Below are 13,473 nucleotides of genomic sequence, written 5' to 3'. Positions count from 1 at the left end.
ATTCAAATTTTTTGAACAACTGGAAAACAACCAAGCCATGCACCACGCCATCACCCTGGAAGCCTTGCGCGTACTGGATGCGATCGACCGTAAAGGTAGCTTTGGTGCCGCCGCTGACGCCCTGTTCAAGGTGCCTTCGGCGCTTTCCTACACTGTCCAAAAGCTTGAGACAGATCTCGGCATCAGTTTGTTTGATCGCAGCAAGCAGAAGGCGCAGCTGACTACCGCCGGACGCTTGTTGCTGGAACAGGGCCGTCAACTCTTGCAGGCGGCTAGCGCCATTGAAGAGGCGGTACAGCAGCTGGAGTCGGGCTGGGAAACCCAATTACGCATTGCCATTGACACTGTGCTGCCCCTTGCGCCCTTGCTCCAGCACATCAACGCATTCAATCAATTGGATAAGCGTGTGGCTATTACCATTCGCGAAGAAGTATTGGGCGGCACCTGGGATGCATTGATCGCCGAGCGCTGCGACCTGGCACTCGGTGCCAGCGGGGATTTACCCAAAGGGATTTTTGAGTATCGGTTGATGGGTGAAGTGGAGTTTGTATTTGCGGTTGCGCGTGAACATCCCCTGCGCTTTCACAATGGCCCCGTGGACGCTGCTGCCATAGCGGCATTTCCCACTATAGTGATTGCAGATTCATCGCTCACCACACCGGGGCGCTCATCGGGTTTATTGGAAAGCCGGCAAATAATTCGTGTCCCTAATGTCACCGCAAAAATTCAAGCCCAGATGATGGGCCTGGGAATTGGCTTTTTACCCAAGCATTTAATTCACAATGAAATTGCGCACGGGGATTTAGTTATTTTAGATTGCACAGTGCCGCGTCCGAATATTCCGCTCTACATGGCGTGGCGCAAAGATAATACGGGCAAAGCGCTGCAATGGTTTATCAATATATGCATGGGTGAAGTCTGGCTCCCACGTTCGCACCAGCCACGCTAAAACTGAAAATAAATAAACGGAATGGAAACGTTCCTCACCATAAAAATATCAATAAAACACAGCACCAATCCCATGCTAACGATGTAGGTCACCCACGAAATCCCTTGTTCCAAATTTTTGTCGATGACTTTATGGCGGTCCATATACATATAGACAACCGAGAAGCCGATAACCCCCAAAATTACGGCAGGCAAACTTTGCAACCTGAAGTTCCAGATAGCGAGAAAATCGCCCGCAACACTTAGTGACTGCTCAAAACTTGTCGCCCTGAAAGGTATCCATCCCACAAAAACACATAGAATAGTCGTCGCCCAACCTACAGCGATACCAATCTTCCCAGTAAAAAATAGCTTTATTTTTTCGCTGGCAATATCAACACTTAATTTGTGAATGCTTAATAGCAAACCATGCCACAAACCCCACAACGCAAAACCCCAGCTAGCACCATGCCATAACCCACCCAAAATCATCACGATAAGGAGGTTGCGATGAATTTTCCATGCGACAACTCGACTGCCCCCAAGTGGAATAAAAAGATAGTCCCGCAGCCAAGACGACAGAGAAATATGCCATTTCCGCCAAAATTTACTGATATTGGTGGCCAAATAGGGGCGATCAAAATTAATAGGTAATTGAATACCAAACAGGCGCGCGCAGCCACGTGCCATGTCTGTGTAGCCAGAAAAATCGAAATAGATTTGTAAACCGAAAGCAATCACGCCAGCCCAAACGCTAACACTAGTATCACCTGCAAAATATTGGTTGGCATAAACTGCAACAGAATCTGACAACACCAATTTCTTAAACAAGCCTTTAATAATTTGATAGCCCGACCATTGAATACTTGCCCGCGTTAACCGCCACGGCTGTTCCAGTTGAGGAAAGTAATCATGCGGACGAATAATGGGGCCTGCAATCAAGTGTGGGAAAAACGAGATAAACAAGGAAAAATTAAACAGACTTCGCTCTGCGCGAATGTCTTTTCGGTAGATATCCATTGCATACGCAATACCTTCAAATGTAAAAAAGCTGATCCCCACTGGAAGAACTATATTCAACACCAATGATTGTTCGGATAACCCAAATAGGGTGCCAAACGACTCAATAAAAAAATTGCAATATTTGAAAAAACCTAACAAGGAAAGATTAGCTGCGATAGCAACAATCAGGAATAGGCGCTTACGCCTTCCCTCAGTGCAATCAATTAAACGCCCCAAGTAATAATTGCCCAAGGTAGAACCACCCAAAAGCAATAGGAAATGCACATCCCAAAATGCATAAAAAATATAACTTGCAAGCAACAGAACAATTCGTGCGTTGCGTTGTTGTTGGGATGCAAAAAGTAATAGGGTAATAAAGAAAAACAACCAGTAGCTAAAAGTATCAAATTGCATAGCGCTTAATCTTCCAGCTGATTAACAATGGCAACGGCCAGGTATTCGGAGAACTGGCTTCTGCCCGCAGCATTAATATGCAAGTGGTCAAAAAAGTATTCCGGTTTCTCAAGGCGGGTTGCTACATCACTCGGAATAAGGTCAATGCTCCCTTTGTGATGCAGTGATGCCAAGCTGCCTTTTAAGCGCGAATCACAACCAAACTGATTGTGATAGGGACCTCGCGGGATCATAAATGCACCTAAATGAACTGCACTTTGCGAGTAATGCTCGCTAATTGCACCAAACCAACGAGAGTTGTAGCGAAAACTATGCAAATACTCCTTATTACATTTAGGCAATGCCTGAAAATACCACTCCATCCCCGGCCTTTGCCAATCTGCTAATTGCGGCAAAATTGAAGCACCATGTGTCAATTCAGCTACATTTGGAAGGCGCTCTGATCGGCCAGTGTAATCCGCGGCCCATTTTATATAATCCCTTCTCCAAAGCAGTACCTGTTTAATGCGCGCGCTCGGATTTTTTAGAAATTGCATCATATCTTTTTGCAATGGAGCAATTGGAAACAAAACATTTCGGTAAGCATCGACTGATTTTTTTTGATCATCAAATGAGGCAGGATACGTAGACAAATCACCCAGAGTGAGTATTGCCGCCAAATAAGCAGTATCTATGTCACGATCGTTATAATTCTCTTCAGCGGTATCACTATAGTTTTCCGCCATCAAGTAAACAGAATAAAATTTACTAGCGTCCTTATCGAGGTTCTTTAATACATAAAACCAAACTCTCGGTGTCGTGCCAGGAAGACCAAGAACGACAAAATTGTATTCATTGCTATTGATGACGCCATTAGCCAGCTTTGCTGAAAAGCCTTCGCCAATACGTGAATTACCAATAATAAGAATATTCTTTTTCTGTGGGCTCCATTGTTGCTGAACGGCTGATGCAGCCATCATGACAGTTCCCGCCGTCGATTGAGGCTCCAGCCACTGAGTATAAACATAACGAACGATTAGTTGACTAAATGCTAAAGGAATTGCCATTACAAAAAAAACAACCAAAATAAACTTGGCAAGACTTAGCTCATTGTTACTTTCCATTTTGCGATCACCAATTCCTAATCAACTCTATTTTTCTGAGACAGACAGCCTGTGTAATATTTACGGCAGAACTGCAATGAACGGGAGCTAACCATCAATTTACTTTCGACTTCCCCCATCGATTTATTACCAATGACAGATGGTGCTAAGCAAGAGCAACCTGCGTTAACCAGATAACGACCGCATAACGTACCGCCTTTCCTAAGACAACCAACGCTACAAACAACCTAAAAGATACACGCATAATGCCGGCAACAAACGTTAATGGATCACCGATTACCGGCACCCAGGCAAACAATAACGAAAACACTCCATACCGCTGAAAAAGCTGTTGCGCGCGAACCAGTTGTATTTGCTTTACCGGGAACCAGTGTTTTTCTTGCCACTGCAGACATTTTCCTCCCAAATACCAATTTATACAGGAACCAAGACTATTCCCTGTCGTTGCAACCAGCCACAATAGTAAAAGGGATTTTTCTTGGTAGACAAGCGCCGCTAGCAGCGCCTCTGACGAAAAGGGAAAAATAGTAGCCGCAATAATGGCCGCGAAAAATAGCGATAGGTAAGCCATAACACTACAATACCGCTATTAAAAAGACACCAGCCCTGCAAGCACCAAGGCAGAAGGTGTTACTATTTTTTTTCAGCAATTTGGCGACGCAACGCGGTAATAACTGGCACCACTTCCGGCCGAATTTGTCGCCACAAATAAAAAGCTTCTGCAGCCTGACCAATCAACATCCCCAGTCCATCGGCGACTTGGGTTGCGCCATGATTTTTTGCCCATTGCAGAAAAATTGTTGGCTCTGCGCCATACATCATGTCGTAACAACCGGCTGAGGCAGACAGTAGATTATCCGGCAGGGGTGGCAACTCGCCTTGTAAACTCGCCGAGGTTCCATTGATAACAATATCAAAATTATCGCCCGCTAACTGCTCAAAAGATTTAGCCTGAATATCACCGAGATCCAGGAAGTTTTTTGCCAATTCCTCTGCTTTACTCAGCGTGCGGTTAGCGATAGTGACGCGAGCCGGATTTTCCTCCAGCAATGGCTGCAAAATGCCACGCACAGCACCACCAGCACCAAGAATTAATACACGCTTCCCCTGAATTTCCCAGCCCAGGTTATGCATATCGTGAATCATGCCAATGCCATCGGTGTTATCGCCCAGAATAGTACCGTCACTCAGTAGCGCGAGCGTATTTACTGCGCCGGCACGCTCCGCACGCGGTGTGCGCTTCTGGGCAAAATCAAACGCGTTTAATTTGAAAGGCACGGTGATATTTAAGCCTTTGCCACCCTGCGCAAAAAAATTCTGTGCGGCCTGCTCAAACTCTCCTTCATTTACCAATTGTTTGGTGTAATGCATATCCTGACCCGTTTGCTCGGCAAACTGACGATGAATCACAGGCGATTTACTGTGATTAATGGGATTGCCAAATACGGCGTACAAATCTGTCATGAGAGTTCCACTTGATATCGAAATTTTATTGCCTTAATGCGCACAGGGTTATCGCAGAAAACTATTTCAACCAATCGCGATGCGGTAAAAATTTTTCGTAGAGCTCCGCTTCGGCGGTGCCTGCTGCAGGTTGCCAGTTGTACTCCCACCGCACCAGCGGCGGCAGCGACATTAAAATAGATTCGGTGCGGCCGCCAGTTTGTAAACCAAACAAAGTGCCACGATCATAAACCAAATTGAATTCCACATAGCGGCCACGACGATAGAGCTGGAATTCGCGCTCGCGTTCCGCAAATGCAGCACCTTTACGTGCATTTACAATCGGCACATAGGCTGGAATATAGCTGTCACCCACCGCTTGCATAAGTGCAAAACTGTGCTCGAAATTTTCCGCGTTGTAATCGTCAAAAAACAGTCCTCCAACGCCGCGCGCTTCACCGCGATGCTTCAGGAAAAAATAATCGTCGCACCATTTTTTGAATTTGGGGTAGAGATGCTCACCCAGCGGATCGCAGGCATTTTTGGCGGTTTGGTGCCAATGAATGACATCTTCCTCATTGCCGTAGTAGGGAGTCAGGTCATAGCCTCCACCAAACCACCACACAGGGGCAGCACCTTCTTTCTCAGCGATAAAAAAGCGGACATTGGCGTGGCTAGTGGGAACGTAGGGATTATGCGGATGAATGACCAGTGACACACCCATGGCTTCAAAGGAGCGCCCGGCCAACTCAGGGCGATGAGCAGTCGCCGACGCGGGCATCTGCGTGCCGTGGACATGAGAGAAATTAACGCCGCCTTTTTCAATCACCTTGCCATTGGTTAAAACGCGCGAACGACCACCACCACCTTCGGTGCGAATCCAACTGTCTTCAATAAATTCGGCACCGCCATCTTCGGCTGCCAGCGCCTGGCAAATGCGATCCTGTAGATTCAATAAATAAGCTTTTACGGCGGCTTTATCCGGCCCGGAAACGATTGTCATAGCAATGTCCTTAGACTGGGAAATAGAAAAGGCCGCCATTCTACGCGGCCTTGCGGTAAAGAGGAAAAGTTACCGAGGATTAACCGGGGCGAACTATTTCGCCGGTGAGCAAATCGCGAATCTCGGAGGGACTGGCTCGAGTGCCAACTTGCCCCGATGTAATTGCATCCAGCTGATTGCCAAAATAACGTCGCACCTGATCGATACTGCGCGCTGGATCCAAACCCGCCGGGTTACAAGAGGTAGAAACAATCGGCCCGCCGAACGCCCTCGACAAGCCCGCCGCAACCGGATGATCAGTCACCCGTAGTGCAACACTGGGAAACCTGCCGGTAATCCAGGGCGGCACCAGTCCGTTGTTGGGTACCAACCAGGTATAGGGACCAGGCCAGGAATTTTTCAATCGCTGACGCTGCAGATCATCCAGGTGAGACAACAAAGGTTCAAACATTCGGATATGCGCGGCCAGTAAAATTACTCCTTTTTCGACCGGGCGATCCTTGAGTTCCAGCAATTGCATAACTGCCATTTCGTCATGAGGGTTGCAACCCAAGCCCCAGACGGCCTCAGTAGGGTAGGCCACAACCCCACCCAAGCGCATTTGCCGGGCAGCGAACTGTACACGCGGATTGAGCGACCATTCAAACATGGACAATACCTTTAGTTTTTAAGCAGATAACCACTTTCGCCATTATCCCAGCTTAGCGGTTGAAGCGGCAGCCTCCGATTCGTATGTCATTGAATTAAATCCGTTGATAGCAGGCACCTATCTGCTGTACCAGACCTTTGATTTCCAGTGTTATCAGGCCAGCAGACAGACTGCCTATGTCGGCACCGGTACGCTCTGCCAATAAATCCAGCGATAAAGGATCAAAGCCGAGCGCGTCCAGCAAGGCCTGTTCACTGGCATCCAGCACCGGGGCAACCTCATTGGTTTGCGGTTCATCAAACAGGGATCGCACGATTAAAGCGCGGCCAGCTTCATGACGCTTGTAGCTAATCAAACCGGCCAATTGATCAACTATGTCCTGAGCCGTTTCTACCAGCGTAGCGCCTTGTCGAATCAACTGATGGCAACCCCGCGCCAACGGGCTGTGGATAGAACCGGGAATCGCAAAAACCTCGCGATCGTGCTGCAACGCGTAAGAAGCAGTGATTAGCGAACCACTTTGAACTGCTGCCTCAACTACCAAGACTCCGCCGCAAAGCCCACTGATTATTCGATTGCGCTGGGGAAAGTTAGCCGCTTGTGAACTAACTCCCAACGGAAACTCGCTCACCAGGGCTCCACCACTGTGCAAAATAGCCTGGGCTAACCCGCGATGACGGGCCGGGTAAATTAAATCTATACCGGTTCCCATCACTGCAATGGTTTTTCCACCAGCATTTAACACCCCCTGATGAGCCGCCGCATCTATACCGAGCGCCAAACCACTGGTGATGGCAAAGCCACACTCAGCCAGGTAACGAGCAAAACGCTCAGCATTTTCTGTTCCGCTGGCCGTAGGATTACGACTACCAACTATGGCCACCTGCGGCAAACTCAGACAAGTGGGATCACCGCGCACAAATAATAAGGGGGGAGGCTTGGGGATTTCACGCAGCAAACGCGGGTAAAGTGGATCATCGAACGTTAAGCAATGCAGATCCGGTTGACTGGCGATATAGGCGAGATCCTGCTCCAGCCTTCGGGTTAACAACGAGCCAGACCTGAACGCCAAAAGCGCCTTTAGCGCAGCGGGGCGCAAAAATGATTTTAGCGAAGTCGCCGGCTTATCCAGCAAGGTTTCAATATCTACGCCCTGTTCATATAGCTGCCAGTAAGTACCGGCACCGGTCTCAGGCAAACGCAGAAAGAGTAGGTGTTTGGCGAGGGAATTATTCAGCAGAGTTTGCATTATTATCGTCCTTGAAAAGCAATCGCCCCGAAGCGGGGCGATTATTTGAGATCAATTAAGGATTTTTTACCTTGTCGTTTACTGCCAAGGCACGATCCGCTTCCAACACTAAACCAAAGCTTAGCTTTTCAAAGGTGCGGAAAACGATCAAGAGCCCCGCGCGCTCATCAGGAAGAGCAACCCTCCCGCCCTTGACCCGATCACGCACCACTTCACCGGTTTTATAAATAGCGAGCACGTTGCCAATCTGAAGACCTTCTCGCTCACCCCGGTTTATAATCACCACATTGAACTTACCCACTTGAGTGACACCACCTTCAACGGCAATAATTTGGGCATTGATATCATCATCCGGGGCACTCGGATAAAACATAGATTCAACCGCGCGGTCCTCGCTCGGTAACAACTGATCTCCGGGACGAACTTCTTCATAAGTACGAATTACATCAACACTTGCCACTTCACCGTCAACGTTATCAACAGCAACAGTACCAATGCCTTGCGCGTAAACCCCTAGCAATTCACGAGTAATGGGATCTTTGAACACCTGGCCTTTACGGTAGATTCCGTAATTGGAAATGCTGGAGTCAAAACTGCCACGCGCATACGCCTGATCACCCGCACCCACAATCACATGCTGTTGCTGACCTGCCAGCATGTAAGGTGCAGCTTCAAGTACTCCTGCCTCGACAATACGGCTGCGCGACAAAAACGCATCTATCTTGTCCAGCGGGATCGCCGTGATCGCCTCATCAGTTTTTTGCACCCGAATGCTAGGACTTAATTTGGTGGCACCATTGATACCCGCACCTGCAGCACCGGGAACCATTTTTAGTGTGCGCTCCACAGTAAGACGCGGCTGACCATCAAGGTAAATAAGCTTGATCAGATCACCTGGAAATATCAGGTGTGGGTTTTCGATTTGGGGATTAACATGCCAAATCTCAGGCCAAAGCCATGGGCTGTTCAAAAAGGTGGCCGATATATCCCAAAGGGTATCGCCCTTTTTGACGGTATATTCGTCCGGATGCCCCTGTTTAAGCACTGAGTCATCAGCCCAGGTAAACAGGCTTAAAAGTGAAGCAGCGACGAACGCCAAAAGTATTTTTTTCATAGAAACCGATCCTGTTTTATTCGGTCCTGAGGCAGATAGACGTATAATGAAGTTATTAAAGCCCATGCTGTTTCCATTTGCACCGCATAAATCCTGTGCGATCATCATGTTAGCAGCGGTTATTACCTTTTTACTAGAAGTTTGTCACAAACACTATGGCCTTGTTACCTATCCTTGAATTTCCCGACCCACGCCTGCGCACTGTCGCCAAACCCGTCACACTTGTGGACGATAGCATCCGCAAACTGGTGGACGACATGTTTGAGACCATGTACGACGCCCCGGGTATCGGCTTAGCCGCCTCCCAAGTCAATGTGCATAAGCGCGTAGTAGTTATAGACGTGAGTGAAGATAAATCCCAGCCGCTGGTGTTTATCAACCCTGAAATTGAGGTGCTGGACCCGGAAACCAGCGAATATGACGAGGGCTGCCTGTCAGTTCCCGGCTTTTACGAAACCGTGGTGCGCCCCGGCCATATCCGCGTCAAAGCACTGGATCGCCAAGGCAACGCTTTTGAAATTGAACCCCAGGGCCTACTGGCAGTATGCATCCAGCACGAACTGGATCACCTGAACGGCAAGCTGTTTGTCGATCATATATCTCCGTTCAAGCGCTCGCGTATTCGCGCCAAGCTGGAGAAAAAACACAAGGCAGACGCGCGTTAATACGCACACTGCCCACCAAGGCGCCCAGTGCGCCTTTTTTGTTTTTCGCGATTTCGCTTTTTACCCGTTGATAGGTCATTCATGAGCCAAGGTTTGCGCATTATTTTTGCTGGCACCCCGGAGTTTGCCGCCGAACATCTGAAAACCCTGTTGGGCAGCCGCCATCAGGTTATTGCCGCCTACTCCCAACCGGATCGCCCGGCCGGCCGTGGCAAGAAACTCACCGCCAGCCCGGTGAAAGAAGTCGCTCTGGCGCACCAGATACCCGTTTATCAACCCTTAAACTTTAAATCGCCCGAGGCAGTGGCCGAGCTTGCCAGCCTTAACGCCGATTTAATGGTGGTGGTCGCCTATGGACTGATTTTGCCCAAGGTAATACTCGATACCCCGCGCCTCGGCTGTATCAATGTTCACGCATCGATTTTGCCGCGCTGGCGCGGTGCGGCGCCGATTCAGCGCGCCATTGAAGCGGGTGACAGCGAAACCGGCGTAACCATCATGCAGATGGACGTAGGTCTGGATACCGGGGACATGCTGATTAAAGCATTTTGCCCGATTTTGCGCGATGATACCGGTGGAAGCCTGCATGATAAGCTGATTAGTATTGGCAGCCCGGCGCTGCTGGAGGCCCTTGATCAAATCGAGGCGGGCGCCACCCAACCGCAAAAGCAGGACGACACCTTAAGCAACTACGCCCCCAAGCTCAGCAAAGAAGAAGCGGCACTCAACTGGCAGCTATCGGCTCAGGCGCTTGAGCGCAAAGTGCGCGCATTTAACCCCTTTCCCATTGCACACACCAAACCGGCGGGCACAGGCGATGACCAGCGTATTAGAGTCTGGGCGGCTGCAGCCGTCGATAAAACCACCGGCGTCACGCCCGGCTCCATCACCCACATTGGTACCGATGGACTTTGGGTGGCCTGCGCCCAAGGGCAGTTGGTGATCCAGGAACTGCAACTGCCCGGCAAGAAAGCGATGAGCGTCAATGACGTATTGCGCGGACATCCGGATTTATTTAAAGCCGGCGACCTGCTGGAGCAACCGGCATGCTGACAGTCCGCGCCGCCGCCGCCCAGGTTCTCGCGCAAATCCTGAACGCGAAAGGCTCGCTTTCAAGCCTATTGCCGTCCATTTCGCCGAAGATAGCCGACAATGACCGGGCCCTGCTGCAAGAGCTCTGCTTTGGCACCTGCCGCTACTACCCGCAACTCCAGGCCTACACCGAGTGCCTGCTGGATAAACCGCTGCGCGCCAAAGACAATGATGTTCAGGCTCTGCTGCTGCTCGGGCTTTATCAATTGCTCCACACCCGCATTCCCGACCACGCCGCCATTGGCGAAACCGTGGAGGTCGCACGCCTTATCAACAAACCCTGGGCGACCAAACTGATCAATGGCGTACTGCGCAGTTTCCAGCGCGATAGCACCAAAATTAACGAATTTCTGGCTCAAAATCGCGCCTTTACGAGCAATCATCCCGCCTGGATGGAAGCCATGATCAGCAAGTGCTGGCCGGAGCAATTCGACAGCCTGATTGCCGCCAACAACCAACACCCGCCATTTAGCTTGCGCCTCAACACCAAGAAGATCAGCCGAGCTGCCTATCTCGAGTTGCTGCAGGAGCATGGCATTGAGGCCGAGGCGACTCGCTACAGCCCCTACGGCATTACCCTCAACCATGCCTGCGACCCACGCAAACTGCCCCACTTTGCCGAGGGCTGGCTGAGCGTGCAGGACGAAGCGGCGCAATTGAGCGCCGATTTACTTGAATTATCGCCAAACTTGCGGGTATTGGACGCCTGCTGCGCCCCCGGCGGCAAAACCGGTCACCTGCTGGAACTCGAGTCTAACCTAGCGGTAACGGCGCTGGATGTAGAAGAGCGCCGCCTGCAGCGCGTCAGGGACAACCTCGACCGGCTAGATGTAAGCGCCCGGATAATCTGCGGCGACGGCACACGCCCACAGGATTGGTGGGATGGCGAATTATTTGACCGCATACTGCTCGACGCCCCCTGTTCGGCCACCGGCATTATCCGTCGCCACCCTGACATCAAGGTGCTGCGCACTCCCGAGGAGTTGGACAAGCTGGGCGAGTTACAACAACAGCTATTGAAAAGTCTCTGGCCGCTGCTTAAACCCGGAGGTGTGTTGCTCTATGCCACCTGCTCAATCATGCCCAAAGAAAATACCCGCGTCATCGAAGGGTTCATGGCGCGCAATAGAGACGCCAGCTGCGACCCGCTCGACGTAAGCTGGGGCCTGACTCAGACCTGCGGCCGTCAATTGCTGCCCCAATTGGATGGTCACGACGGTTTTTATTACGCGCGCCTGCGCAAAAGCATTTGATATACAACAAGCTGGTTCGACTAAGATGGCGGCAACATTGAGCCACAACCACTAGAATTAGCGAAGATTAGCAAGCTACCTACAACAGGGATTCTATGAAAATCATTATCCTCGGCGCCGGACAAGTTGGCGGCAGCCTGACCGAACATCTGGCCAGCGAATCCAATGACATTACCGTAGTAGATACCGACGAAGCACGTCTGCGCGAACTCCGCGACCGCCACGACATCAGCGTTGTTACCGGCGAAGGCTCTCACCCGGATGTGCTTGCTCAGGCAGGTGCAGAGGATGCGGATATGTTGGTGGCGGTAACCAGCGACGATGAAATCAATATGATCGCCTGTACCGTCGCTGAAAACCTGTTTCACACCCCCACCAAAATCGCCCGGGTGCGCGCCACCTCCTATCTCACCCATCAAAAACTGTTTGATTCACGCGCCATACCCATTGACGTATTAATTAGCCCGGAGCAGTTGGTATCCGAATACATCTTCCGTTTGTTGGAGCAGCCAGGAACCCTGCAGGTGGTGGATTTTGCCGAGGGCAAAGTGCAACTAGTGGCAGTGAAGGCCTACCATGGTGGCCCGTTGGTTGGCCAGGAGTTGCGTTTTTTGCGCGAACACATGCCCTCAGTAGATACACGAGTTGCAGCGATTTACCGACGCAATCGCGCCATAATGCCGACAGGAACCACGGTGATTGAAGCCGATGACGAGGTATTCTTTATCGCTGCCCGGGCCGATATTCGCGCGGTGATGAGCGAGCTGCGCCGGCTGGAAGTGGCGTACAAACGCATCACCATCGCCGGCGGTGGCAACATCGGTTTGCGACTAGCCAAGATGCTGGAAGGTAAGTACAACGTGCGCGTGATTGAGTACAACAAGCAACGCGCCATTCGCCTGTCGGAACAACTCGAACGTGCGATTGTGATTCAGGGCAGCGCCTCGGACAAAGACCTGCTAATGGAAGAGAGCATTGAAGATACCGATGTATTCCTCGCCCTGACCAATGACGATGAAGCCAATATCATGTCATCCATGCTCGCCAAGCGCTTGGGGGCACGCAAGGTGATGACACTCATCAACAACCCCGCCTACGTAGATGTAGTGCAGGGCGGCGATATTGACATTGCTATATCCCCGCAAACCACCACTATCGGCAGCCTGCTCACCCATGTACGCCGCGGCGACATAGTAAACGTTCACTCACTGCGCCGGGGCGCAGCCGAAGCCATTGAAATCATCGCCCACGGCGACGCCAAATCCTCCAAGGTAGTGGGCAAGGCGCTGGAAGATATAGATCTGCCCGAAGGCGCCAATATCGGTGCCATAGTGCGCCAGGGGCCGGACGGCGATGAAGTGGTCATCGCACACGATGACGTGGTCGTGCAGTCGGGCGACCATGTGATTATTTTCTTACTGCAGAAAAAACATATCCGCGACGTGGAAAAATTATTCCAGGTAGGTTTCAGCTTCTTCTAGCAGTTTAGTTCAGCCACTTTAGGCGCTCGCCTAAAGTGGCGAGCCTCAACTCCCGCCAATCCCCTAGCATCCGCGCAC

The 13,473-nt window shown here is 50.7% G+C and carries 13 protein-coding genes; 5 read left to right on the top strand and 8 right to left on the bottom strand.

The features are described from left to right. Positions 1–37 precede the first annotated feature (37 nt). On the top strand, positions 38–949 hold the full coding sequence (locus D0C16_RS17890) for a LysR family transcriptional regulator (protein WP_151033619.1): 912 nt from the start codon (positions 38–40) through the stop codon (positions 947–949). Here the strand turns inward: D0C16_RS17890 and D0C16_RS17885 are convergent. The 8 genes from D0C16_RS17885 to D0C16_RS17850 form a co-directional block, all read right to left on the bottom strand. After that, entirely contained in the window at positions 946–2,343 is a 1,398-nt protein-coding gene (locus D0C16_RS17885; protein WP_151033618.1) for an MBOAT family protein, read from the bottom strand. The genes D0C16_RS17890 and D0C16_RS17885 overlap by 4 nt on opposite strands. A gap of 5 nt (positions 2,344–2,348) precedes the next feature. Then, positions 2,349–3,446 (bottom strand): hypothetical protein, encoded by a 1,098-nt coding sequence (locus D0C16_RS17880; protein ID WP_151033617.1) that lies wholly within the window; start codon positions 3,444–3,446, stop codon positions 2,349–2,351. A 145-nt stretch (positions 3,447–3,591) separates the two neighbouring features. Further along, positions 3,592–4,017: a YqaA family protein gene (locus D0C16_RS17875; protein ID WP_151033616.1), complete on the bottom strand. Its 426-nt coding sequence runs from the start codon at positions 4,015–4,017 to the stop codon at positions 3,592–3,594. Between the two features lie 62 nt (positions 4,018–4,079). Continuing rightward, positions 4,080–4,910, bottom strand: a complete 831-nt coding sequence (gene aroE, locus D0C16_RS17870; RefSeq protein WP_151033615.1) for a shikimate dehydrogenase — start codon at positions 4,908–4,910, stop codon at positions 4,080–4,082. Between the two features lie 61 nt (positions 4,911–4,971). Next, complete coding sequence (hemF, locus tag D0C16_RS17865) at positions 4,972–5,892, bottom strand: oxygen-dependent coproporphyrinogen oxidase (RefSeq protein ID WP_151033614.1); 921 nt, start codon at positions 5,890–5,892, stop codon at positions 4,972–4,974. A gap of 79 nt (positions 5,893–5,971) precedes the next feature. Further along, entirely contained in the window at positions 5,972–6,541 is a 570-nt protein-coding gene (locus tag D0C16_RS17860) for an L-threonylcarbamoyladenylate synthase (RefSeq protein WP_151033613.1), read from the bottom strand. A gap of 94 nt (positions 6,542–6,635) precedes the next feature. Next, a complete protein-coding gene (dprA, locus tag D0C16_RS17855; protein ID WP_151033612.1) occupies positions 6,636–7,790 on the bottom strand; it encodes a DNA-processing protein DprA in 1,155 nt (384 codons plus the stop codon). Between the two features lie 55 nt (positions 7,791–7,845). After that, the gene (locus D0C16_RS17850; protein WP_151033611.1) at positions 7,846–8,904 is read right to left on the bottom strand and encodes a LysM peptidoglycan-binding domain-containing protein; all 1,059 of its coding nucleotides are present in this window, start codon (positions 8,902–8,904) and stop codon (positions 7,846–7,848) included. A gap of 155 nt (positions 8,905–9,059) precedes the next feature. On the opposite strand from D0C16_RS17850, the gene def reads away from it, so the two are divergent. From def to trkA, 4 genes are all read left to right on the top strand, one after another. Beyond that, positions 9,060–9,569, top strand: a complete 510-nt coding sequence (def, locus tag D0C16_RS17845) for a peptide deformylase (RefSeq protein WP_151033610.1) — start codon at positions 9,060–9,062, stop codon at positions 9,567–9,569. 81 nt (positions 9,570–9,650) lie between these two features. Next, entirely contained in the window at positions 9,651–10,622 is a 972-nt protein-coding gene (gene fmt / locus D0C16_RS17840; RefSeq protein ID WP_151033609.1) for a methionyl-tRNA formyltransferase, read from the top strand. After that, positions 10,616–11,914: a 16S rRNA (cytosine(967)-C(5))-methyltransferase RsmB gene (gene rsmB, locus D0C16_RS17835; RefSeq protein WP_225318744.1), complete on the top strand. Its 1,299-nt coding sequence runs from the start codon at positions 10,616–10,618 to the stop codon at positions 11,912–11,914. Before fmt ends, rsmB begins: the two co-directional genes overlap by 7 nt. Before the next feature lie 95 nt (positions 11,915–12,009). Next, positions 12,010–13,395, top strand: a complete 1,386-nt coding sequence (gene trkA, locus D0C16_RS17830; protein ID WP_151033608.1) for a Trk system potassium transporter TrkA — start codon at positions 12,010–12,012, stop codon at positions 13,393–13,395. The last annotated feature ends 78 nt before the right edge of the window (positions 13,396–13,473 follow it).

The sequence above is a fragment of the Cellvibrio sp. KY-GH-1 genome, assembly GCF_008806975.1.
Taxonomy (GTDB): Bacteria; Pseudomonadota; Gammaproteobacteria; order Pseudomonadales; family Cellvibrionaceae; genus Cellvibrio.
This window is presented reverse-complemented; position numbering and strand designations above follow the sequence as displayed.